The sequence below is a fragment of the Pseudomonas sp. GW821-FHT10C09 genome (genome assembly GCF_059415465.1).
This window is the reverse complement of the sequence record NZ_JBWKNG010000030.1, coordinates 44,585-64,443: the sequence shown is the minus strand read 5'-3', so window position 1 is coordinate 64,443 and position 19,859 is coordinate 44,585. Positions and strand designations below refer to the sequence as shown.

Sequence of the window (19,859 nt, the reverse complement as noted above, 5' to 3'; positions counted from 1 at the left end):
ACGAAGTCCGGTTCGTTCAGTTCTTGTGCTGAACGGCACCGGGCCTCATTTCAAAGGTCTTCCAACGACGGAAAATCCGGGTGGGAAGCCCGATAGCCCAATTTCCTGTCGATCCATGCATTCAGCTCGTTGACCATGACCGGCGGGGTGCCGGCGTAGGTGGCGAGGGTCGAACGCAGGATTTCGTTGATATTGGGGATAGAGCGCAGGTTTCGGGTCTTTATGTATTGCCCGATAAAGCAGTCAAGTTGATAGCGTTCTGTCATAGACAGGTACACACACTCCAGGCTGCTGACTTGATTAATTACAAGATCGTCGCGCAACTTAGTTCTCTGCAAGGCTTGTTGATTTATAAGGATTTCCTTCTTTGTTGACTCTTTGGTCAACTGGGCGATGCCACGGGAAATGCGGCGCGCATCCTAACTTTAGTGTTACTGAATGTATGTACGATAAAGACATTGTCAGACAAGCGGTTGAGGCCCGATCTCAAATACACGCGGCATGTGTTTCTGAGATGAAACAGTCTGTGTAACGCTTATGCGTTGAAGTTTTTGAGCGATAACTTTCTTGTATATACAGAACCGTCCAACTGGTCAGTCCTGAATAAGCTTATTAATCAAGGTACAAGACTGGTTTCTGACGTTGCCGACCGCTTTGTCGACCCTGTACCACTCGAACCTGTCACTGGTTTCCCCCTGCAGCAGCACCATCTGTTCGGCACGTTCTTTAGGCGTGGCCGGATCGAGCCATTCCCGCGCCAGTTCCGGCGACAACACCACCGGTCGCCGGTCATGAATGTCGAGCATGCCGCCGGCGCTGTCCGCCGTGATGATGACAAAACCGTCGTCGCTGCGCGGTTCATTGCCAGCGCTCGGGAACTGGCCAATGGCGGCGCAGTAACTCGGCGCGCCATCCTGTCGGCGAATCAGCCATGGTGCTCGCGTCGAATCGCCCGCATCAACCCATTCGAACCAGTTGTCGATCGGCACAATCGCCCGGTGCGGCCAGATCCCCCGGAAGAACGGGCCGTGCGCGACTTTTTCAACCCGCGCGTTGATCGGCGCTGCGCGGTCCTTCGCCCAGTGCGGGCGCCAACCCCAGCGCACCGGATCGGCGTGCAGCCCGTCCAGCTCAAGATGCAACAGGGCGAGTTGAGTGGTGGGCGCCGCGTTATAGCGGGCCAGGGGTTCATCCCCGACGTGATTGATCATCGCGTCGGGAATGCTCAGCACGGCAACGAAATCGTGAATGCCACGGTACTGCGACAGACGTCCACACATCGGCTGACCCTGCGGTTGGAAAGCGCTGACGAGAATCTTCAGCTTAGCCTTCAGATCACATGGGCACGCTGCAGTTCGGTCAACGACAACGCCTTCAAACTGGCCAGCCGTGGATCGCGCCGATCCCGTGGATGCGGCAGCTCCACGGCCAGTTCCTGACGGATGCTGCTGGGCCGGTTGTCCATCACCAGCACCCGGTCGCTGAGGTACAGCGCTTCATCGACATCGTGGGTCACCAGCAACAGGGCGATGGCGTGACGCTCCGCGAGTTGCAGCAGCAGATCCTGCAGCTTCATGCGGGTAAAGGCGTCCACCGCACTGAAAGGTTCGTCCAACAGCAAAACCTGCGGCCGCGAGTACAGCCCCCGCGCTATCGCGACGCGCTGCGCCATGCCGCCGGACAGGGCTTTGGGCAGTGCCTGGGCGAAACCGCCAAGGCCGACTTCCTCAATGAGTTGCGTGACCCAGGCTTTGTCGTAGTGGTTGTCGGCACTGAAACCGATGTTTTGTTCGACCGTCAGCCAGGGCATCAGCCGCGGTTCCTGAAAGACGAAGGCCACTTCCCCGGCGGTGTTGCGCAGTTCGCCCTGGAAGTCCTTTTCCAGCCCGGCGACGATGCGCAGCAAGGTGCTTTTACCGCAACCGCTGGGGCCGAGCAGGCTGACGGTTTCCCTCGGCTGCAATTGCAGGTGAATGTTTTTCAGGACCGTGGTGGCGGCAAAGGTTTTGCGCTCGACGCGGATGTCCAGCAGGTGTGCGGTCATGGCTCAGTCCTCGGCGCTATATCTTCGGCACTCTGGCCGTTAAAGGTGTCGCGCCACGCCAGGAAGCGTTTCTCCAGGCCGGCGAGGAGGCCGTCGCTGAGCTTGCCCAGCAGCGCCAAGACGATGATGGCGGCCAGCACGATGTCCGGACGCGACGTCTCGCGACCGTCACTCAGCAGATAGCCAAGGCCTTTGGTCGCGGCGATCAGTTCAGCAGCCACCAGAAACATCCAGGCCAGGCTCATGCCGCTGCGCAACCCGGTGAACAGGCCGGGCAGGGCGGCGGGCAGCAGAATCCGCCGGACCAGTCGACGTCGACTGAAGCCGTACATTTGCCCGACTTCGACCAGCTTGCGGTCAATGTCACGGATCGCCGCGACGCCGTTGAGGTACACCGGAAAGAACGCGCCGATGACGATCAGGACGATTTTCGAGGTCTCGTCGATGCCCAGCCACAGCAACAACAGTGGCACCCAGGCCAGGCTCGGGATCGAGCGCAAACCGGCAAACGTCGGTTCCAGATACGCCTCGGCTTCACGGCTCAACCCCACCCACGCGGCGAAGGCCAGCGCGAGGCTGGCGCCGATGGCGAAACCGATCAGCACCCGCAGCAGGCTGGCGCTGATGTGCTTCCACAGCGCCCCTTCGGCCAGGTCTCTGAGGGTCAGCGCGACTTCGCTCGGGGCCGGCATCTGGTAGGAAGGCAGCCAGCCGATACGCACGACGAACTCCAGCAACAGAACAATCAGCACCGGCAACACCAGGCCCTTGAGGCGCAGGCGCCAGGCGTTGTGCAAGGACACGCTGGCGCGGCGCGGTGCGGGCAATTCGAGTGGCAGGTTTTTGCTTTTGCTGGTCATGAGTCCCCCGTTACTGACGGGCCACGGTTTCTTTGAAGCCGGTATCGAGCAGTTGATCGATGACCTGATCGACATTCACCCCGCGACGAACCAACTCCTCGGACACGAGGATCGGGGCGGCGGCTTTCGAGGCGATCACATCCTTGGCGGTTAACTGCGGGCTGCTCAGGTCGGTGCGCGACAATTGCAGCGTGGCCACTTCAAGCGGCAAGCCGGATTCGCTGGCGAGCAATTTCGCCAATTCATCAGGGTTTTTCACCGCCCACTGACGGGCCTGCTCATAGGCCTTCAGCACGGTGTCGATGGTCTGCGGATGCTCTTTGGCGTAGGTGTCCGTCACGCTGACCACGCCATAACTGTTGAACTGAGTGTTGCGATACAGCAGACGCGAACCGGCCTGCACCTGACTGGCCGCCATGTGCGGATCAAGCCCGGCCCATGCGTCGACGTCACCTTTTTCCAGGGCGATGCGACCGTCCGGGTGCTGCAGATGCACCAGCTCGACATCGTCTTTGCTCAAGCCGGCCTGTTGCAGGCTGCGCAAGGTGAACAGATAGGGATCGGTGCCTTTGGTGGCGGCGATTTTCTTGCCTTTCAGATCGGCTACGGTTTTGTACGGCGAATCCTTGCGTACCACCAGCGCAGTCCATTCGGCACGGCTGTACACGTAAACCGATTTGATCGGGCTGCCGTTGGCGCGGCTGAGCACGGCGGCCAGGCTGGCGGATGAAGCGAAATCGACGCCGCCGCTGTTGAGGTACTCCAGCGAACGGTTACTGCCCTGGCTCAGGACCCAACTGACCTTGGTCTGTGGCAGGGCCTTCTCGAGAAAACCGAAGTGCTTGAGCACCAGACTCACCGGGGAGTAATAGGCGTAATCCAGATGCACTTCGGCCGGTGGCGCTTCGGCTGCCTGGGCCAGCGGTTGCAGACTCAGGGCCAGTGCGCACGCACTGAGCAGGTACCTGACGTTGGAAAAGCGGAAGGTGGATTTCATGGGCGGGCTCCGGGCAAGGCGGCGAGATTTTTATATCCGAAAAATTATTTCGTCTGAGTGCTTCCTGCATAAATGGAATATTGCAGGCTCTGTGCCATGTTCGGAATTCGCCGGTTTATCGAACGTTTTCGCTGATCAGGGACGTTTGAGCTGTTCCGGGGCCGACACAGTGTTGGGTCGCTGTTGCCCGGGCAACACTGCCTGTTTCAGGTCATGAGCTTATGCATAAATAGAATTTACAAAGCGTTTTGTAAGAGCGTTAGGGTCTATATAAATAACGCCCCGGAGCCTCCGATGAACCTGTCTCGATTCATGCGCGGTCTGTTGACCAGTGCCCTGTTCGCCACCCCGATCACCTACGCTGCCGACCCCGTGGTCCTGCATGTCGGCGATCAGAATTACTACAACGTGCGCGCCTCGGTGGAGGCGTCGGGGGTGCTGGAAGGCGCGTCCTATACCGTCGACTGGAAACACTTCCAGGCCGCTGCACCGCTGGCCGAAGCGCTGAACACCGGCGCGCTGGACGTGGGCTTTCTCGGGGATTCCGGGTTCCTGTTCCTGGCGGCCAAGCAGGCGCCGGTGAAGCTGATCGGTGTGTCGCGGCAGAACCCCGACACCATCGCCTTGCTCGTGCCCAAGGATTCACCAGTGCACAGCATTGCCGATCTCAAAGGCAAGAAAGTCGCTTACTGGCCCGGCGCCTGGAGCCAGCAATTGACCCTGCGCGCACTGGAGAAAGCCGACCTGCCGGAAGACTACGTCGACTTCATCAAACTGATGCCGATCGATGCTGCCGCGGCATTGCCTCAAGGCAGCATCGACGCGTTCCCGGTGTGGGAACCGTACATTTCCCAACAGATTCTGTTTTCCGGTGCGCGACCGATTCTCACCGCTAAAAACCTGATGCCGGGCCTTAGCGCCATCGCCGCGTCGACACCGGCCATCGACACCAAACGCGAAGCCATCGCCGACTTCCTGGGGCGCCTGAAAAAGGCCCGGGCCTGGGTCGACAGCCACACCGATGAATACGCCGATCTGTGGGCGAAGAAGGCCAACCTCGATCAGGACGTGTCGCGCCACTGGTTGCGTCAGGCCCACATGACCGTCGGCCCGGTGGATCAGCAAGCCGCAGCGGATCTGCAAAGCACCGCGGACTTCCTGTTCAAGGTCAAGGCGCTGCCAACCGAACTGGCGACCGCACCGATCATCGACCACTCGTTCCAGCAGGCCCTGGCGCAGTAAACGAGGAGGGGGGCGGAGGAACCAAACACTGTGTACGCTGTTCCAAGCTCGGCCCGCGTAACTGGCGGGTCGGCGAAGGAAGAGCGGGCGAAGGATTTTTGCCATTCTAAGTGTTGACCGTCATGGTCTGGCCCAAGGCAAAACATGAAACAGCTGTTCAAGGTTCTCTCTGCACTCGTCATTGCCTTCGGGCTGGCAGGCTGCATTTCGGCACCCATCGAACTGACCCCACAGACTGAACAACGTCTACAGGCCCAGGCACCGATTCGTTTTTTGCTGACTTTCGACGACGGCCCCAGCGCGTCGAGTTTCTGGAACCCCACCGCGACGGTGCTCGACAGCCTGAAAGACAACCCGCTGCAGCCCGACATCAAAGCGGTGTTTTTCGTGCAGACCGGTGCGCCACGCGCCGGCGACAGTGATATCGGGCGCGAGCTCATGCATCGCGAACATGCAGAAGGGCAGGTGCTGGGTTTTCACACCGCCACTCACTGGCACACCAATCACCGCTCGCTGAGTCCGGAAGAACTGGAACAGTCGCTGAGCAAGGGCAGTGCCGACATCGCAGCCATTACCGGCGCGCCGCCAACCCTGGTTCGTCCGCCATTCTGGAACTACGACAAACGGGTTTTCGCGGCGTATCAGCAGCACGGCATGCATGTGCTGCTGACCGATTTGAGCGCCAACGACGGCAAGATCTGGGGTTTCAACGCCAGCCCCCGGCGTCGCTCGCATATGCTGCGTTCAATGTCTGAAGTGCGTGAGCGCATCGCCCAGGGCGAGTTTCCGACCGTGGATGGGGTGATTCCGGTGGTGGTGACCTTCCACGACCTCAACCGCTACACCGCCCGGCACGCCCGCGAATACCTGCAAATCCTGATCGACAGCGCCAAGGCCACGGGTGTGCCGCTGGCGCAAAAAGCGTTTTACGACGATCACGACGCCGTGCTGCGCGCGGCCATGGCGCGCACCGTCAAGGACAGTTCACAGCCAGTGGAACTGCCGGGGTTCTGGAACTGGTTCTGGGACCACAATGCCCATTAAAACCTCGCCAAGATGCGAGGCAGGTATCACTTTTGTTGAGCATTGGCTGGGGCGGAAAGTAAAAAGGCCATCTATTCTGATCAGGATGATTTCGACCAACCGCCACGGAGGCGACAGCGATGGTTCCCATTTCAGTCCTTTGCAGCATTGTGGAATCTGGCTTCGAGCCACTTTCTTGCGATTGCACGGTGAGTGCCGACGGGTTACTGCGCATCAAAATATTCGACCGCGCCACTGGGCGTATTGATTTGTTGATCAACGGCGTATCGCCTGCCGAGTTGACCACGATCCGCGCGATCTCCGGCCTGGTGGGCGAGTTGCGCGTCGAACTGAGCGCCGGCCGCCGAGCGTTTGCCGGCTGACGGTCAGGCCCGGGGTTGCAGCTCTTCGATCATCTTCAAGCAGTGATTCAACCCCGGTGACACATCGCCCACGCGCCGACTGAGAATGATCGGCGAAGTGGCGTTGTCTTCCAGCAACGGGGTAAAGCCGATGTCGTCGCGGTGCAGCAATTGCACCGACGCCGGCACCAGCGTAACGCCGATCCCGGCCCCCACCAGCCCTATGGCCGTTTGCAGTTCGTTGGTCCATTGCGCCACGTGAATGCTCACGCCATAGGACTCGAACAGTGCAATCACATGGTCGGCGTAGCTCGGGCGCGGATTGCCGGGGTACAGGACAAAGGGTTCCTTGGCCAATTCGCGCAGGCTGATCGGCCTGGCCAGCAGTGGATGGCCGGCGGGCAGGGCGGCGACCAGGCGATCTTCGGTGAGCACCGTCTGGACGATCGCCGGATCGTCGATGCGAATACGCCCGAAGCCAATATCGATCCGCCCGGCCTTGAGCGCGTGAACTTGTTGCAGCGTGGTCATTTCCGACAACCCCAGTTCAAGCTCCAACGGCTCGCCGCTGCGCAGGCGGCGGATCAATTCCGGCAGCACGCCGTACAGGGTCGAAGGCGCGAAACCGATGCCCAGCCAGGTCTTTTCCCCCAGGCCGATCCGCCGTGTGTTGTCGCAGACCTTGTTCAGTTGTTCTAGCAGGGCAGTGGAATGCTCATGGAAAAACCGCCCGGCTTCCGTCAGTTTCAGCGGTCGGCCACGCTCCATCAACAACACGCCCAGTTCGTCTTCCAATTGCTGGATCTGCCGGCTCAGGGGCGGTTGAGCGATGTGCAGCAGCTCGGCGGCGCGGGTGAAGTTGAGGGTTTGAGCCAACACCTGAAAATACCGCAGGTGACGCAGTTCCATGGAGCCTCCGAACGTCAGTCGTTTGCATACCTTAAAGGTATCAAGTCAGACCAATTCTATATTGGCATCGCGAAAAAAGCCGTACGAGAATCGGTTCCAGAACTTTAAGAACCTGACGGGTATCGACATGCGTGCAACAGCCATTGAATCCATCGAGACGATCATCGTCGATCTGCCGACCATCCGCCCGCACAAGCTGGCGATGCACACCATGCAGAATCAGACCCTGGTGATCATCCGTGTGCGCTGCGCCGACGGCATCGAAGGGATCGGTGAGTCCACCACCATCGGTGGCCTGGCCTATGGCAACGAAAGCCCGGACAGCATCAAGACCAACATCGACACCCACTTTGCGCCGCTGCTGATCGGCCAGGACAGCGGCAATGTGAACGCCGCGATGTTGCGCCTGGAACGCAGCATTCGCGGCAATACCTTTGCCAAATCCGGGATCGAAACCGCCTTGCTCGACGCCCAGGGCAAGCGCCTCGGCCTGCCGGTCAGCGAGTTGCTCGGCGGGCGTGTGCGTGATGCCTTGCCGGTGGCCTGGACTCTGGCCAGCGGCGACACCGACAAAGACATCGCCGAAGCGGAAAAAATGCTCGACCTGCGCCGCCATCGCATCTTCAAACTGAAAATCGGTGCCGGTGAAGTCAACCGCGACCTGGCCCACGTCATCGCCATCAAAAAAGCCCTGGGTGACCGCGCCAGCGTGCGGGTCGACGTCAATCAGGCGTGGGACGAAGCAGTCGCATTGCGCGCGTGCCGGATCCTCGGCACCAACGGCATCGACCTGATCGAACAGCCGATCTCGCGCAACAACCGCGCCGGCATGGCGCGCCTGAATGCGATGAGCCCGGCGCCGATCATGGCCGACGAATCCATCGAATGCGTGGAAGACGCCTTCAACCTGGCGCGCGAAGGTGCAGCGTCGGTGTTTGCCTTGAAGATCGCCAAGAACGGTGGCCCACGCGCCGTGCTGCGTACTGCAGCCATTGCTGAAGCCGCCGGTATCGCCCTGTACGGCGGCACTATGCTCGAAGGCGGGCTCGGCACGATGGCCTCGGCCCATGCCTTTATCACCTTGAACAAACTGGCCTGGGACACTGAACTGTTCGGCCCGTTGCTGCTGACCGAAGACATTCTCAGCGAGCCGCTGGTGTATCGCGATTTCGAACTGCATGTCCCGCAAACACCGGGCCTGGGCCTGAGCCTGGATGAAGAGCGCCTGGCGTTTTTCCGTCGCGACAAAACATCCACTTCCGTTCATCAAGCCTGAGGAGAGATCATGCTATTCCACGTAAAAATGACCGTGAATCTACCGGTCGACATGAACCCCGAAGCCGCCACCAAGCTGAAGGCTGACGAGAAAGCCCTGGCCCAGCGCCTGCAAGAGCAGGGCAAGTGGCGCCACCTGTGGCGCATCGCCGGGCACTATGCCAACTACAGCGTTTTCGATGTCGACAGCGTCCAGGAACTGCATGACCTGCTGATGCAACTGCCGCTGTTTCCCTACATGGCGATCGAGATCGACGCGATGTGCCGGCATCCGTCTTCCATCCGCGCGGATGACCGCTGAACCCAGCCTGTTCAGTTCGCTACGCTAATAATTACAAGATGAGGAACCACCATGAACGTCAAGATTTCCCACACTGCCAGCGCACAAAAGTTTCTCGAAGACGCCAGCGGTCTGCTCAATGATGCCGGCAACCCGCGCGTCAAAGCTTTGATCTACCGCATTCTGCGTGATTCGGTGAACATCATCGAAGACCTGGCCGTGACCCCGGAAGAATTCTGGAAAGCCGTCAACTACCTCAACGTGCTGGGCGCGCGTCAGGAAGCCGGATTGCTGGTGGCCGGGTTGGGTCTGGAGCATTACCTCGACTTGCTGATGGACGCTGAAGACGAGCAGTCCGGCAAATCCGGCGGCACGCCACGTACCATCGAAGGCCCGCTGTACGTAGCCGGCGCACCGCTGTCCGAAGGCGAAGCACGACTCGATGATGGGCTCGATCCGGGTGTGACGCTGTTCATGCAAGGGCGCGTGTTCAACACTGCCGGCGAACCGCTGGCCGGCGCCGTGGTCGACGTCTGGCACGCCAACACCGGCGGCACTTACTCGTACTTCGATGCCACGCAGTCGGAGTTCAACCTGCGTCGCCGCATCGTCACCGATGCCGAAGGTCGCTACCGTTTCCGCAGCATCGTGCCGTCGGGTTACGGCTGCCCGCCGGACGGTCCGACCCAGCAATTGCTCGATCAACTGGGGCGTCACGGCCAGCGTCCGGCGCACGTGCACTTCTTTATCTCGGCACCGGATCATCGTCACCTGACCACCCAGATCAACCTCGACGGCGATCAGTACCTGCACGACGATTTCGCCTACGCCACCCGCGACGAATTGATCGCCCACATCAGCTTCAGCGACGACCAACAACGCGCCGCGGCGCACGGTGTGAGCGGGCGGTTTGCCGAAATTGAATTTGATTTCACGCTGCAGTCAACTGCCCAGCCCGAAGAGCAACAACGCCACGAGCGGGTTCGCGCACTCGAGGACTGATAGCGCGATCAACCCTGTGGGAGCGAGCCTGCTCGCGAAAGCGGAGTGTCAGTCAACGTTGAAGTTGAAGCTGACGCCGCCTTCGCGAGCAGACTCGCTCCCACAGGGGTTTTCAGTCAATGTTCTAGACTTGACCTGACACCGCCAATAACAACAACGAGAGTGACCCGATGATGCACGCGCAACTGTTGAGTCAGCGCAGCAGAGTATTCGACCATGCCGACCCTTACGCGGTATCGGGTTACGTCAATCAGCATGTCGGCAACCATTGCATCCTGATGCCCAATGTCGGCCGGCCGCTGGCCAGCCTCGATCACCGCAAATTCGCCAGCCTGGACCTGTGCCGCATCAGCTACGGCGCCAGTGTGCGGGTGACCTCCGGCGCACTCGACAGCATCTATCACCTGCAAGTGCTGCTGCGGGGCAACTGCCTGTCGCGTGGGCGGGGTCAGGAACATTACTTCGCGCCCGGTGAGTTGCTGCTGATCAACCCCGATGAACCGGTCGACCTGACCTATTCCGACGATTGCGAAAAATTCATCCTCAAGGTGCCTACCCGGTTGTTCGAGTCGGTGTGCGATGAACAGCGCTGGCGGTATCCGGGGCAGGGCGTGCGGTTCCTGGAGAACCGTTATCAGCTCGATGAACTGGAGGGGTTTGTCAGTTTGCTCGCGATGATTTGCCAGGAAGCCGAGGCCACCGAGCAGATCCCGCGTGTGCAGGAGCACTACGCGCAGATCATCGTCAGCAAGATGCTCAGCCTGATGAAAACCAACGTGATCCGTGGCAGCCTGGGTTCGCCTGCTTTCGAGGTGATTACCGATTACATCGCACGCAACCTCAAGCACGATATCGACAGTGAAGAACTGGCACGCCAGGCGCGGATGAGCCTGCGTTCGCTGTACGGGTTGTTCGAGCGCAACGCGGGAACGTCGCCACAACACTACATCCGGCAGAAGAAACTCGAACGCATCAACCAGTGCCTCAGCGACCCGACGTGCAACGTGCGCAACGTCACGGAAGTGGCCATGGATTACGGCTTCCTGCACCTTGGACGGTTCTCCGACAACTACCGCAAACAGTTCGGCGAACTGCCCTCCGACACCCTCAAGCGCCGGCACTGAGCGCGGGCGATTCCTCCTGTGGCGAGGGAGCAAGCTCCCTCGCCACAAAGTCGTCGTCGCATTTTCGGTTGCAGTAAACGGATACACATCTGCACCCAGCGGATAGTTCGCCCCGTCCCCCCGTCCTAGCATGGCCCTGCCTGAATAAAAACAATGGAGGCGGCGGCCATGTCCCTGCGACCCGAATACCTTCACTCCCTGCTTGAAGATGACAAGGAAACCGGCATCTACCGCTGCAAGCGCGAGATGTTCACCGATCCACGGTTGTTCGATCTGGAGATGCAACACATCTTCGAAGGCAACTGGCTGTACCTGGCCCACGAAAGCCAGATCCCCAACGTCAACGATTTCTACACCACCACCATGGGGCGCCAGTCGATCTTCATCGCGCGCAACAAGGACGGTGTGCTCAACGCCTTCATCAACGCCTGCAGCCATCGCGGCGCGACGCTGTGCCGGCACAAGACCGGCAACAAAAGCTCCTACACCTGTCCCTTCCACGGCTGGACGTTCAACAACTCCGGCAAGCTGCTCAAGGTCAAGGATCCGGCCGCGGCCGGTTACCCGGCGAGCTTCAACTGCGAAGGCTCCCATGACCTGACCAAAGTCGCGCGATTCGAGTCCTATCGCGGCTTCCTGTTCGGCAGCCTCAAGGCCGACGTGGTGCCTTTGGTTGAACACCTCGGCGAGTCGGCAAAGATCATCGACATGATCGTCGACCAGTCCGCCGATGGCCTGGAAGTGTTGCGCGGTTCTTCGAGTTATATCTACGAAGGCAACTGGAAACTCACTGCCGAAAACGGCGCCGACGGTTACCACGTCAGCTCGGTGCACTGGAACTACGCCGCCACCCAGAACCAGCGCAAGCAACGCGACGCCGGTGACAGCAACCCGACCATGAGTGCCGGCACCTGGGCCAAGCAGGGCGGTGGTTTTTACTCCTTCGACAAGGGCCACATGCTGCTCTGGACGCGCTGGTCCAATCCCGAAGATCGCCCGTTGTATGAACGTCGCGACGAGTTGGCCCGGGATTTCGGCAAGGCCCGCGCCGACTGGATGATCGAGAACTCGCGCAACCTGTGCCTGTACCCGAACGTGTACCTGATGGATCAGTTCAGCTCGCAAATCCGTATCGCCCGGCCGATCTCGGTCAATCGCACGGAAATCACCATTTACTGCATCGCCCCCAAAGGCGAAAGCGACCACGCCCGTTCCAGCCGGATTCGCCAGTACGAGGATTTCTTCAACGTCAGCGGCATGGCCACCCCGGATGATCTGGAAGAGTTTCGCTCGTGCCAGACCAGCTATCAGGGCAGCGTCACCACCTGGAATGACATGTCCCGGGGCGCCGAGCACTGGATCGAAGGCGCGGACGAGGCGGCCAAGGAGATCGACCTGCACCCGCTGCTCAGTGGCGTGCGCACCGAGGACGAAGGCCTGTTCGTGCTGCAACACAAATATTGGCAACAGACGATGCTCAAGGCGCTGGCCGCCGAGCAGTCCGAATTGATTGCCGTGGAGGCCGTGCAATGACCATCACCTACGATGCCGTGCGTGATTTTCTGTACCGCGAAGCACGCTACCTCGACGACAAGCAGTGGGACGACTGGCTGGAGCTGTACGCCGCCGATGCGTCTTTCTGGATGCCGTCCTGGGACGACAACGACGAATTGACCGAGGACCCGCAGCGGGAAATCTCGCTGATCTGGTACGGCAACCGCACGGGGCTGGAAGACCGCATCTTCCGCATCAAGACCGAGCGTTCCAGCGCGAGCATTCCGGACACGCGAACCTCGCACAACCTCAGCAACATCGAGCTGCTCGAACAGGCGGACGGTCTGTGCAAGGTGCGCTTCAACTGGCACACGCTGAGCTTTCGCTACAAGACCGTCGACAGCTATTTCGGCAGCAGTTTCTACACCCTGGATGTGCGCGGCGAAAACCCGCTGATCAAGGCCAAGAAAGTGATCCTGAAGAACGATTACGTTCGTCAGGTCATCGATGTCTACCACTTGTAAGGCGGCCGTCATGACCCATTCCATTGCATTTAATTTTGAAGATGGCGTTACCCGGTTCATCGATGCGAATGTCGGTGAGACTGTGGCCGATGCCGCGTATCGCCAGGGCATCAACATCCCGCTGGACTGCCGCGACGGCGCATGCGGCACCTGCAAATGCTTCGCCGAGGCCGGTCGTTATGATTTGGGCGAGGAGTACATCGAAGACGCGCTCAGCGCACAAGAAGCCGAGCAGGGTTTTGTCCTGACGTGCCAGATGCGCGCCCAGAGCGATTGCGTCGTGCGGGTGCCGGTGTCTTCTGATGTTTGCCGCACGCGGCAGGCCAGTTACGACGCCACGATCAGCGCGGTGCAGCAGTTGTCCGACAGCACCATTGCGCTGTCGATCAAGGGTGAAGCGTTGAGCTCGCTGGCGTTTTTGCCGGGGCAATATGTGAACCTCGGAGTTCCGGGTAGCGAGCAGACCCGCGCGTATTCGTTCAGCTCGTTGCAGCGCGATGGCGAGGTCAGTTTCCTGATTCGCAATGTGCCTGGCGGCTTGATGAGCAGCTTTTTGACCGGCATGGCGAAGGCGGGTGATCGCATGAATCTGGCCGGTCCGTTGGGCAGTTTCTATCTGCGCGATATTCGCCGTCCGTTGTTGCTGCTGGCCGGTGGCACGGGGCTGGCGCCGTTCACCGCGATGCTGGAAAAAATCGCCGAGCAGGGCAGCGAACATCCGCTGCATTTGATCTACGGCGTGACCAACGATTTCGACCTGGTGGAACTCGATCGCCTCGAAATCCTCGCCGCGCGCATCCCCAATTTCAGCTTCAGCGCCTGCGTGGCCAACCCCGACAGTCAACATCCGCTCAAGGGCTACGTGACCCAGCACATCGAGCCCCGGCATCTGAACGAGGGCGACGTCGACGTCTACCTGTGCGGCCCGCCGCCGATGGTCGAGGCGGTCAGCCAGTTCATTCGCGAGCAAGGCGTCCAGCCTGCGAATTTCTACTACGAGAAATTCGCCGCCAGCGCGGCCTGAGTCGGATACGCAATCCCTGTGGGAGCGAGCCTGCTCGCGAAGAGGGCGAGACATTCAACGCTGATGCCGCCTGTGAGATCGCTTTCGCGAGCAGGCTCGCTCCCACAGGTAATCGGGTGCGTACGCAAAATGTGTGCTCGGCAACGATCCAGTGTGGGAGCGAGCCTGCTCGCGAAGAGGGCGGAACATTCAACGGAGATGTTGCTTGTGAGATCGCTATCGCGAGCAGGCTCACTCCTACAGGTCAGTGTTTTTTCACGAGGTGGGTATGAACAGATTCCAGGAAAAAGTGGTGCTGATTACCGGGGCCGCGCAAGGCATCGGGCGGCGGGTGGCTGAGCGTATGGCCGCTGAGGGCGCGCGGTTGATTCTGGTGGACCGTTCCGAGCATGTGTTCGAGGTGCAGCAGCAGTTGGGTCAACGTAATCAAGTACTGGCCCTGACCGCCGACCTTGAGCAATACAGCGAATGCAGTCGCGTGATGCGTACCGCCATTGAACGCTTCGGGCGTCTCGACGTGTTGGTCAACAACGTCGGCGGCACGATCTGGACCATGCCGTTCGAGCACTATGCCGAGGAGCAGATCGAAGCTGAAGTCCGCCGCTCGCTGTTCCCGACGTTGTGGTGCTGTCATGCGGCGCTGCCGTTCATGCTGGAGCAGGGCAGTGGCGCCATCGTCAATGTCTCGTCCATCGCCACACGCAGTATCAATCGCGTGCCGTATGGCGCGGCGAAGGGCGGGGTGAACGCACTGACCGCCTGCTTGGCCTTCGAAACTGCCGGCCGCGGGGTGCGGGTCAATGCCACCGCGCCCGGTGGCACCGAAGCGCCGCCCCGGGTCATTGCGCGCAACAGTGCCGAGCAAAGTCCTGAGGAAAAAGTCTGGTATCAGCAGATCGTCGACCAGACACTCGACAGCAGTTTGATGAAGCGCTACGGCACGCTGGATGAGCAGGCAGGCGCGATACTGTTTCTGGCCAGCGACGAAGCGTCTTACATCACCGGCATGATCATGCCGGTGGGCGGCGGCGACCAGGGCTGACGCTTACAGGCGCCGCCGAAACGCCTTGACGATCTGGCGCGTGGCGTCGCTGGTACTCAGGTTGTCGACCGTCTCCAGTGGATGCCAGATGCAGTCGATGATTTCGTTTTGTGGCCGGGCCTGCTCAAGGTTCGGCACCGACGCTTCGTACACATGGTGGCGGGTGCCGCCCGATTCCAGCTCCATGAGGTACAGCAGGCTGTCGGCGCCCAGACCGGTTTCTTCTTGAAGCTCACGCAACGCAGCGCCCGCCGTGGTTTCACCGGGCTCGACTTTTCCGCCGGGCAAGCTCCAGCGACACCTGGGCTTGCGCACCAGGAGAACATGTCGGTCCAGTTCACAAATGACCGTTGCACGTACTTTCATTGGTTACCTGACAATCGCTTGTTACAAAAACGAAATAAAAATGCAACATTCGGGCCGTGACCTCTATTTCAGGGGTTAGAGCGATGCGCTCAGCGAAAAGTGCAATTGAACGCTGGATTACTGACGCGACGTCTGGTCGGCACCTGGGCAAAGGTCGGGTGTAAGGTATTGAAGTCAATCGTCGGTCCCACTACCGAGCAGGAGGTGACCATGAGTGTTCCGATGCTGAATAAAATGCACATGAACGGTTATGACGTACTGAGCGTAAACAACGGCCCCTGGCGGGTTTGCACCCAAGGTGACCGGTTGGGGTCTTTCAGCAGCAGAGAGGAAGCACTGGCCTATGCCGCATCGCTTCCTGCCTATAGAGCGAGGACGGTTCGCCCGTCCGCGCAGAAGTCAGAATGACAGTACGCTTGAAGCCCCGGTATGCCGGGGTTTTTTTTGTTGCAGAAGCGGGGGGCGGAGGATTTTAAACGTGACATTGGAGTGATAGGGTGGCCGTTTTTAATTCAAGGAAGAACCCATGTTGAAAGGGCGCTGGATGTCACTGGCCGTGGTGTCTGCAATAAGCTGGGCTTGCGCAAGCCCGGCTCAAGCTCAGGTGTTGGGCGAAATTCAAACCAACCCGCAGGTCTGCGAAGCGTTCCGTGTACTGGCCGGGTCGATCATGCAGTCTCGTCAAAATGGTGAATCGAAAGCCAGTTTGCTAGCCATAAAGTCGGGCAATCCCGACCACGACAAGTTGGGGGCAATGCTGATCAACGAAGCGTACAACCAGCCCGTACGCGATTCCCAGGAGCAGAAAAGCCAGGCGATCAATACGTTCGCCGATAAATGGCGGGATACCTGCAATACGCCTGTTTCCGGCTAGCCCGCTCAGTAGCCTCCACCACCGCTTGTACGTGAGGGTTCCCGGGCTTTCTCTTGTACATGGCTCCATTCGGCGCAGGTCATGAAGCTTTTATGGTCGACCTTGCCGTTGCCATCGAAGCTGATGTTGTACGACTGATGCTGGTCCGCCTGCGTCAATTTGTAGTCAAAACAACTGCCAGGCTGCACCGTACGGTCGGTGATCGACACCGGTTGACCGCCGATCTGCTGCACTTGATCCTTGTTCATCCCGGTCTGGACTTTGGCGACCAGGGGCTGGGTACCGTAAATGTGTTCCTCGGTGCTGCAGCCACCCACCGCCAGCACGATAGCCAGCGTGAACAGCGACTTGTTCATGACAGTGCTCCCGTTAGTGAGCTTTCGTCCGAGTGATCACCTTGGCTTTCACTTCCTCTGAATAACCCGCCAGTCTCGCTTCATCGCCTTGGAACAACTCGCACAACCTGCGCACGGCCTGTGCATCCGCCTCATTACCCGCCTGACGTAGCTGTTGCTCAATGCGCAGCAACTCGACCGCCGACCATCTCAAATCTGACGCAACGCTTTGCAGGTCACGGCGAAGTTCGTTTTCATCTTCGTTAAGCCACATGTCGACCTCCGGCAATGTCTCGATTAGAAAGAGTAGTTCCATTTAGAACGGCGGAACGTTTGTTCGTCAGATCCCTGGGGGATAGAAGGTGCTTCCGTTGGTCGGGAAGTTGAGGGCGAGTGGCCTTCGTGGATGTCGTACGAAGGTCAATCAATTTCGTCAGGGCGAGGCCACCCCCATGAGCAATACCGATGACTTCAGATTTCATGCCCATGAGTTGATTGTTGACCTGGATGCCGCCACCACAGAGATGATGAAGCTGATTTCAGCGCATCAACTGAGCGGCCCGGAGTGGGAGCGGGTCACGCAATGGCAGCATGAAGCCTATGAACGGTGGATGGCTTATCTCAACGAAAGAACTTATCCAGAGCCTCCTGGAAACAATGCTCCACATTGAGTTGTATTCAATAGATGGATGTCCGGCCGGCGAAGCGTTACATTTCGCGTTTTTACGGGATAAGGATGCATCATGCGGATGTGGATTGGGGGAGTAACGCTGGCGATGCTGGCGGGTTGTTCGTTGCCGGCGTCTGTGGTGCCGGGTGAACCCAACGTCAGTAAATACAGCAACAAACCACCCAAAGAGCTGGCTGCGTGCATTTTGCCGGCATGGCAGAAAGAGATTCCGAAAACCACTCAGGTCGGCATTTCAAACGGCTACCGGCTGAATGCGCCGAGCATCATCACGGCGGATGAAATTCTCGATATCGTCAAATACAAGGACGGCAGCCGGGTTTCGTTGTATCAGGGGCCGCCGTGGGCCAAGTCCGGCGCCATGCGCAAAGCCGTGAAGGATTGTCTGTAAAGAAGCGGGCCGGCCATTTCAACTGGGTAATTCTTCCCAGCTGACGTCGTTCAGGCCGCCAGCTTGCGCGTGACTTCGAAGTGCCTCGTCGTTTTGTTGATCGTGATCGTGTCCATATGAAAGGCCCAACCCTGAATGCAGGCAGGCGTAATACCATGCGTCCGCGTGATTCATGTGCGTGTCTGGCTGTACAAAAACGTGTCGTTGGTCATTAAAACGATAGGTGATTTGAAAATAGCGAGTGCGAGTCATCCGATTCTCCAGGTGCTACCGCTACGACATTAATGGCGTAGTGCCAGTTCCTTTGGATTTCGGACTTCTGTATGCATGAGCAAAAGGCAGATCTTTACCCCGGTCATGGGCATGCGGGTTACCGATGTTTGTCTTGCCCGGCGTTGCGCCGCTCACTGCCTGAAGGATTGCCGAGATTGATCAGACGTCTTTCTACCAGGATGTTTTCGAGCGCCTGGCGCGCGACGGGGTCCAGTTGGTGTTCTCGCTCCTTGAGCTCCAGCAGGATCGGGCTCGACCAGGCGCGATAGGTTTTTTCGACAGTGCGAACGGACGGCATTTATCTCTCCTTGATCAGGCGCCCCCCACCCATGAGCGAGGGCATTTGATTGCGTAGAGACCCTAGTTGAGGAATTCGGTTTTCGCCAACGGATTGCACTGCAATGGTGCGCCAGTTTCAGCGCATCATATTTTTTGCTCGGCGTGTTGCCGCGTCGACAGGTCAGTCAGCAGCTTTTTCGAAGTGTTTTTATGGTTTGGCAACTGGTCGCTGATGTCCCAGATTTCCAGCATTTTTGCGTATTCAAAGGCGTGGCGAGGATCCATCTGAATCCACTCCTTGAAGGCCAGCTTTTCCGCCTGAGTGCAGGTGTTTTCCTGTAGACGCATACACCAATGAGCGGCTTGGCTGAGGATTGCTTCGTCCATGTCGCAAGAACTGGGTGGATTCATTGACTGCTACCTGTTTGGCCGGATAACGCACCTTACGAGGCCGTTTGGGAAAAAAACGTCAAAAAGAAGCAGTGGGCCGCAACTCCTGCACCAGTTCAATCAGCGCGCGCAATCGCGCTGGCACGAAGCGATGGCCCGAGTAATAAAGCCTCAACCCGCCAAACGACGGACACCACGGGATCAGCACCGGCACCAGGGCGCCGCTGGCCAGTTCTTCCTGGATGAACCACTCGGAAATGAAACCGATGCCAAGGCCCGACAACACGGCCTGTTTGATGGCCAGCAACTCGTTGGAGGCGAAGCGCACCGGCAGGTCCATCTGTAGTTTCTGGCCGTCGCGCTCCAGTTCCCAATGATAGAGGCCACCATGGGCCATGCGCATGCCGATGCTCTGGTGGGTGAGCAGGTCTCGCGGGTGCTCGGGCACGCCGTGGCGCTCGAGGTACTCGGGCGTTGCCACCACGAGCATCCGGATATCACCTGACAGTGCCACGGCAATCATGTCTTGCGGCACGGACTCTGCCAGGCGAATCCCGGCGTCAAAGCCCCCCGCGACGATGTCGACCATGCTTGATTCGCTGAGGATGTCGATGCGCACTTCGGGATAGCGCTCAGCGTACTGCTTGAGCAGCGGATCCAGCAGCAGGTAAGCCGCGCCGTGTGGGGCATTGATGCGCAGTGTGCCGCTGGGTTCATCGGGGCCGACGCTGACCTCTTCATCGGCACTCTTGATCTGCGCCAACGCGGGGGCGATGCGTTCCACATAGCGTTGCCCGATGTCGGTAAGGGCAACGCTGCGCGTGGAGCGATTGAACAGGCGTACTTTCAGACGCGCTTCCAGGCCAGCCACCGCGCTGCTCACGGCGGTGGTGGACATGCCCAACTCCTGTGCAGCGCCTCGAAAACTGCAGCGGCGCGCAACGGCCAGAACCACTTCCAGTTCGGTCATTCCTGTTCTGTGCATGGATTGTCCTGAAAATGCGGATGCTTCATAAGCCAAAGCATAGCTTATCGGAACAATGAACCCCTCTTAGACTTCG

General features: G+C 59.3%; 28 protein-coding genes. 15 read left to right on the top strand and 13 right to left on the bottom strand.

Annotation, left to right across the window (positions count from 1 at the left end; all coding sequences use genetic code 11):
• Positions 1 to 50: 50 nt before the first annotated feature.
• The 5 genes from AC07N8_RS26020 to AC07N8_RS26000 form a co-directional block, all read right to left on the bottom strand.
• Positions 51 to 323 carry a hypothetical protein gene (locus AC07N8_RS26020; RefSeq protein WP_483843603.1) on the bottom strand — a complete coding sequence of 91 codons (273 nt, stop codon included), beginning with the start codon at positions 321 to 323 and terminating at the stop codon, positions 51 to 53.
• A gap of 270 nt (positions 324 to 593) precedes the next feature.
• Positions 594 to 1,280, bottom strand: coding sequence for an SOS response-associated peptidase (locus tag AC07N8_RS26015; protein ID WP_483843604.1), 687 nt, complete (start codon positions 1,278 to 1,280; stop codon positions 594 to 596).
• 50 nt (positions 1,281 to 1,330) lie between these two features.
• Positions 1,331 to 2,044 (bottom strand): ABC transporter ATP-binding protein, encoded by a 714-nt coding sequence (locus tag AC07N8_RS26010; RefSeq protein ID WP_483843605.1) that lies wholly within the window; start codon positions 2,042 to 2,044, stop codon positions 1,331 to 1,333.
• On the bottom strand, positions 2,041 to 2,904 hold the full coding sequence (locus AC07N8_RS26005; protein ID WP_483843606.1) for an ABC transporter permease: 864 nt from the start codon (positions 2,902 to 2,904) through the stop codon (positions 2,041 to 2,043). Before AC07N8_RS26005 ends, AC07N8_RS26010 begins: the two co-directional genes overlap by 4 nt.
• Positions 2,905 to 2,914: 10 nt before the next feature.
• Positions 2,915 to 3,901 carry an aliphatic sulfonate ABC transporter substrate-binding protein gene (locus tag AC07N8_RS26000; protein WP_493146470.1) on the bottom strand — a complete coding sequence of 329 codons (987 nt, stop codon included), beginning with the start codon at positions 3,899 to 3,901 and terminating at the stop codon, positions 2,915 to 2,917.
• Positions 3,902 to 4,213: 312 nt separating this feature from the next.
• Between AC07N8_RS26000 and AC07N8_RS25995 the strand changes: the two genes are divergently transcribed.
• The 3 genes from AC07N8_RS25995 to AC07N8_RS25985 all read left to right on the top strand — a co-directional run bounded on the left by AC07N8_RS25995 (position 4,214) and on the right by AC07N8_RS25985 (position 6,549).
• Complete coding sequence (locus AC07N8_RS25995; protein ID WP_493146493.1) at positions 4,214 to 5,143, top strand: ABC transporter substrate-binding protein; 930 nt, start codon at positions 4,214 to 4,216, stop codon at positions 5,141 to 5,143.
• Positions 5,144 to 5,287: 144 nt separating this feature from the next.
• Positions 5,288 to 6,187, top strand: a complete 900-nt coding sequence (locus AC07N8_RS25990) for a polysaccharide deacetylase family protein (protein WP_493146468.1) — start codon at positions 5,288 to 5,290, stop codon at positions 6,185 to 6,187.
• Positions 6,188 to 6,306: 119 nt separating this feature from the next.
• Positions 6,307 to 6,549: a DUF1652 domain-containing protein gene (locus tag AC07N8_RS25985; RefSeq protein ID WP_493146466.1), complete on the top strand. Its 243-nt coding sequence runs from the start codon at positions 6,307 to 6,309 to the stop codon at positions 6,547 to 6,549.
• A gap of 3 nt (positions 6,550 to 6,552) precedes the next feature.
• Here AC07N8_RS25985 and AC07N8_RS25980 read toward each other — a convergent pair whose 3' ends face one another.
• Positions 6,553 to 7,437, bottom strand: a complete 885-nt coding sequence (locus AC07N8_RS25980; RefSeq protein ID WP_493146464.1) for a LysR family transcriptional regulator — start codon at positions 7,435 to 7,437, stop codon at positions 6,553 to 6,555.
• Positions 7,438 to 7,564: 127 nt separating this feature from the next.
• Here AC07N8_RS25980 and AC07N8_RS25975 point away from each other — a divergent pair, with 127 nt between their 5' ends.
• The 8 genes from AC07N8_RS25975 to AC07N8_RS25940 all read left to right on the top strand — a co-directional run bounded on the left by AC07N8_RS25975 (position 7,565) and on the right by AC07N8_RS25940 (position 15,202).
• Positions 7,565 to 8,713 carry a muconate cycloisomerase family protein gene (locus AC07N8_RS25975; RefSeq protein WP_493146462.1) on the top strand — a complete coding sequence of 383 codons (1,149 nt, stop codon included), beginning with the start codon at positions 7,565 to 7,567 and terminating at the stop codon, positions 8,711 to 8,713.
• 9 nt (positions 8,714 to 8,722) lie between these two features.
• Positions 8,723 to 9,013, top strand: a complete 291-nt coding sequence (catC, locus tag AC07N8_RS25970) for a muconolactone Delta-isomerase (RefSeq protein ID WP_483843613.1) — start codon at positions 8,723 to 8,725, stop codon at positions 9,011 to 9,013.
• 51 nt (positions 9,014 to 9,064) lie between these two features.
• Positions 9,065 to 9,994 (top strand): catechol 1,2-dioxygenase, encoded by a 930-nt coding sequence (catA, locus tag AC07N8_RS25965; protein ID WP_493146460.1) that lies wholly within the window; start codon positions 9,065 to 9,067, stop codon positions 9,992 to 9,994.
• Positions 9,995 to 10,164: 170 nt separating this feature from the next.
• Positions 10,165 to 11,118 (top strand): AraC family transcriptional regulator, encoded by a 954-nt coding sequence (locus AC07N8_RS25960; protein WP_493146458.1) that lies wholly within the window; start codon positions 10,165 to 10,167, stop codon positions 11,116 to 11,118.
• A gap of 168 nt (positions 11,119 to 11,286) precedes the next feature.
• Positions 11,287 to 12,651 (top strand): benzoate 1,2-dioxygenase large subunit, encoded by a 1,365-nt coding sequence (gene benA / locus AC07N8_RS25955; protein ID WP_194940209.1) that lies wholly within the window; start codon positions 11,287 to 11,289, stop codon positions 12,649 to 12,651.
• Positions 12,648 to 13,136: a benzoate 1,2-dioxygenase small subunit gene (gene benB, locus AC07N8_RS25950; RefSeq protein ID WP_027923626.1), complete on the top strand. Its 489-nt coding sequence runs from the start codon at positions 12,648 to 12,650 to the stop codon at positions 13,134 to 13,136. The genes benA and benB overlap by 4 nt, the downstream gene beginning before the upstream one ends.
• Before the next feature lie 10 nt (positions 13,137 to 13,146).
• Entirely contained in the window at positions 13,147 to 14,160 is a 1,014-nt protein-coding gene (gene benC, locus AC07N8_RS25945) for a benzoate 1,2-dioxygenase electron transfer component BenC (RefSeq protein WP_483843617.1), read from the top strand.
• Positions 14,161 to 14,428: 268 nt separating this feature from the next.
• Positions 14,429 to 15,202 carry a 1,6-dihydroxycyclohexa-2,4-diene-1-carboxylate dehydrogenase gene (locus tag AC07N8_RS25940; protein ID WP_493146455.1) on the top strand — a complete coding sequence of 258 codons (774 nt, stop codon included), beginning with the start codon at positions 14,429 to 14,431 and terminating at the stop codon, positions 15,200 to 15,202.
• A gap of 3 nt (positions 15,203 to 15,205) precedes the next feature.
• Here AC07N8_RS25940 and AC07N8_RS25935 read toward each other — a convergent pair whose 3' ends face one another.
• Entirely contained in the window at positions 15,206 to 15,568 is a 363-nt protein-coding gene (locus AC07N8_RS25935; protein WP_483843619.1) for an NUDIX hydrolase, read from the bottom strand.
• Between the two features lie 210 nt (positions 15,569 to 15,778).
• Here AC07N8_RS25935 and AC07N8_RS25930 point away from each other — a divergent pair, with 210 nt between their 5' ends.
• Both AC07N8_RS25930 and AC07N8_RS25925 read left to right on the top strand, forming a co-directional pair.
• Entirely contained in the window at positions 15,779 to 15,976 is a 198-nt protein-coding gene (locus AC07N8_RS25930; RefSeq protein WP_140670212.1) for an SPOR domain-containing protein, read from the top strand.
• Positions 15,977 to 16,094: 118 nt separating this feature from the next.
• Complete coding sequence (locus AC07N8_RS25925; RefSeq protein WP_483843620.1) at positions 16,095 to 16,442, top strand: hypothetical protein; 348 nt, start codon at positions 16,095 to 16,097, stop codon at positions 16,440 to 16,442.
• Positions 16,443 to 16,447: 5 nt separating this feature from the next.
• On the opposite strand, the gene osmE is transcribed toward AC07N8_RS25925, so the two are convergent.
• Positions 16,448 to 16,798 (bottom strand): osmotically-inducible lipoprotein OsmE, encoded by a 351-nt coding sequence (gene osmE, locus AC07N8_RS25920; RefSeq protein ID WP_483843621.1) that lies wholly within the window; start codon positions 16,796 to 16,798, stop codon positions 16,448 to 16,450.
• 13 nt (positions 16,799 to 16,811) lie between these two features.
• Positions 16,812 to 17,051 (bottom strand): hypothetical protein, encoded by a 240-nt coding sequence (locus AC07N8_RS25915; RefSeq protein ID WP_483843622.1) that lies wholly within the window; start codon positions 17,049 to 17,051, stop codon positions 16,812 to 16,814.
• Between the two features lie 178 nt (positions 17,052 to 17,229).
• On the opposite strand from AC07N8_RS25915, the gene AC07N8_RS25910 reads away from it, so the two are divergent.
• Positions 17,230 to 17,448, top strand: a complete 219-nt coding sequence (locus AC07N8_RS25910) for a hypothetical protein (RefSeq protein ID WP_483843623.1) — start codon at positions 17,230 to 17,232, stop codon at positions 17,446 to 17,448.
• A gap of 72 nt (positions 17,449 to 17,520) precedes the next feature.
• Entirely contained in the window at positions 17,521 to 17,856 is a 336-nt protein-coding gene (locus AC07N8_RS25905) for a hypothetical protein (RefSeq protein WP_123431916.1), read from the top strand.
• 18 nt (positions 17,857 to 17,874) lie between these two features.
• Here the strand turns inward: AC07N8_RS25905 and AC07N8_RS25900 are convergent, their stop codons facing one another.
• From AC07N8_RS25900 to AC07N8_RS25885, 4 genes are all read right to left on the bottom strand, one after another.
• Positions 17,875 to 18,108 carry a DUF6555 family protein gene (locus tag AC07N8_RS25900; RefSeq protein ID WP_483843624.1) on the bottom strand — a complete coding sequence of 78 codons (234 nt, stop codon included), beginning with the start codon at positions 18,106 to 18,108 and terminating at the stop codon, positions 17,875 to 17,877.
• A gap of 118 nt (positions 18,109 to 18,226) precedes the next feature.
• Positions 18,227 to 18,427: a hypothetical protein gene (locus tag AC07N8_RS25895; RefSeq protein ID WP_483843625.1), complete on the bottom strand. Its 201-nt coding sequence runs from the start codon at positions 18,425 to 18,427 to the stop codon at positions 18,227 to 18,229.
• A gap of 125 nt (positions 18,428 to 18,552) precedes the next feature.
• Positions 18,553 to 18,795: a FecR/PupR family sigma factor regulator gene (locus AC07N8_RS25890; RefSeq protein ID WP_493146491.1), complete on the bottom strand. Its 243-nt coding sequence runs from the start codon at positions 18,793 to 18,795 to the stop codon at positions 18,553 to 18,555.
• Between the two features lie 82 nt (positions 18,796 to 18,877).
• Positions 18,878 to 19,783, bottom strand: coding sequence for a LysR family transcriptional regulator (locus tag AC07N8_RS25885; RefSeq protein ID WP_493146450.1), 906 nt, complete (start codon positions 19,781 to 19,783; stop codon positions 18,878 to 18,880).
• Between the last annotated feature and the right edge of the window lie 76 nt (positions 19,784 to 19,859).

What these genes read in the sequence shown, in the direction of transcription:
- AC07N8_RS26015 (WP_483843604.1), bottom strand. Translation starts at nt 1,280, where the DNA reads ATGTGTGGACGTCTGTCGCAGTACCGTGGCATTCACGATTTCGTTGCC.
- AC07N8_RS26010 (WP_483843605.1), bottom strand. Translation starts at nt 2,044, where the DNA reads ATGACCGCACACCTGCTGGACATCCGCGTCGAGCGCAAAACCTTTGCC.
- AC07N8_RS26005 (WP_483843606.1), bottom strand. Translation starts at nt 2,904, where the DNA reads ATGACCAGCAAAAGCAAAAACCTGCCACTCGAATTGCCCGCACCGCGC.
- AC07N8_RS26000 (WP_493146470.1), bottom strand. Translation starts at nt 3,901, where the DNA reads ATGAAATCCACCTTCCGCTTTTCCAACGTCAGGTACCTGCTCAGTGCG.
- AC07N8_RS25995 (WP_493146493.1), top strand. Translation starts at nt 4,214, where the DNA reads ATGCGCGGTCTGTTGACCAGTGCCCTGTTCGCCACCCCGATCACCTAC.
- AC07N8_RS25990 (WP_493146468.1), top strand. Translation starts at nt 5,288, where the DNA reads ATGAAACAGCTGTTCAAGGTTCTCTCTGCACTCGTCATTGCCTTCGGG.
- AC07N8_RS25985 (WP_493146466.1), top strand. Translation starts at nt 6,307, where the DNA reads ATGGTTCCCATTTCAGTCCTTTGCAGCATTGTGGAATCTGGCTTCGAG.
- AC07N8_RS25980 (WP_493146464.1), bottom strand. Translation starts at nt 7,437, where the DNA reads ATGGAACTGCGTCACCTGCGGTATTTTCAGGTGTTGGCTCAAACCCTC.
- AC07N8_RS25975 (WP_493146462.1), top strand. Translation starts at nt 7,565, where the DNA reads ATGCGTGCAACAGCCATTGAATCCATCGAGACGATCATCGTCGATCTG.
- catC (WP_483843613.1), top strand. Translation starts at nt 8,723, where the DNA reads ATGCTATTCCACGTAAAAATGACCGTGAATCTACCGGTCGACATGAAC.
- catA (WP_493146460.1), top strand. Translation starts at nt 9,065, where the DNA reads ATGAACGTCAAGATTTCCCACACTGCCAGCGCACAAAAGTTTCTCGAA.
- AC07N8_RS25960 (WP_493146458.1), top strand. Translation starts at nt 10,165, where the DNA reads ATGATGCACGCGCAACTGTTGAGTCAGCGCAGCAGAGTATTCGACCAT.
- benA (WP_194940209.1), top strand. Translation starts at nt 11,287, where the DNA reads ATGTCCCTGCGACCCGAATACCTTCACTCCCTGCTTGAAGATGACAAG.
- benB (WP_027923626.1), top strand. Translation starts at nt 12,648, where the DNA reads ATGACCATCACCTACGATGCCGTGCGTGATTTTCTGTACCGCGAAGCA.
- benC (WP_483843617.1), top strand. Translation starts at nt 13,147, where the DNA reads ATGACCCATTCCATTGCATTTAATTTTGAAGATGGCGTTACCCGGTTC.
- AC07N8_RS25940 (WP_493146455.1), top strand. Translation starts at nt 14,429, where the DNA reads ATGAACAGATTCCAGGAAAAAGTGGTGCTGATTACCGGGGCCGCGCAA.
- AC07N8_RS25935 (WP_483843619.1), bottom strand. Translation starts at nt 15,568, where the DNA reads ATGAAAGTACGTGCAACGGTCATTTGTGAACTGGACCGACATGTTCTC.
- AC07N8_RS25930 (WP_140670212.1), top strand. Translation starts at nt 15,779, where the DNA reads ATGAGTGTTCCGATGCTGAATAAAATGCACATGAACGGTTATGACGTA.
- AC07N8_RS25925 (WP_483843620.1), top strand. Translation starts at nt 16,095, where the DNA reads ATGTTGAAAGGGCGCTGGATGTCACTGGCCGTGGTGTCTGCAATAAGC.
- osmE (WP_483843621.1), bottom strand. Translation starts at nt 16,798, where the DNA reads ATGAACAAGTCGCTGTTCACGCTGGCTATCGTGCTGGCGGTGGGTGGC.
- AC07N8_RS25915 (WP_483843622.1), bottom strand. Translation starts at nt 17,051, where the DNA reads ATGTGGCTTAACGAAGATGAAAACGAACTTCGCCGTGACCTGCAAAGC.
- AC07N8_RS25910 (WP_483843623.1), top strand. Translation starts at nt 17,230, where the DNA reads ATGAGCAATACCGATGACTTCAGATTTCATGCCCATGAGTTGATTGTT.
- AC07N8_RS25905 (WP_123431916.1), top strand. Translation starts at nt 17,521, where the DNA reads ATGCGGATGTGGATTGGGGGAGTAACGCTGGCGATGCTGGCGGGTTGT.
- AC07N8_RS25900 (WP_483843624.1), bottom strand. Translation starts at nt 18,108, where the DNA reads ATGACTCGCACTCGCTATTTTCAAATCACCTATCGTTTTAATGACCAA.
- AC07N8_RS25895 (WP_483843625.1), bottom strand. Translation starts at nt 18,427, where the DNA reads ATGCCGTCCGTTCGCACTGTCGAAAAAACCTATCGCGCCTGGTCGAGC.
- AC07N8_RS25890 (WP_493146491.1), bottom strand. Translation starts at nt 18,795, where the DNA reads ATGGACGAAGCAATCCTCAGCCAAGCCGCTCATTGGTGTATGCGTCTA.
- AC07N8_RS25885 (WP_493146450.1), bottom strand. Translation starts at nt 19,783, where the DNA reads ATGCACAGAACAGGAATGACCGAACTGGAAGTGGTTCTGGCCGTTGCG.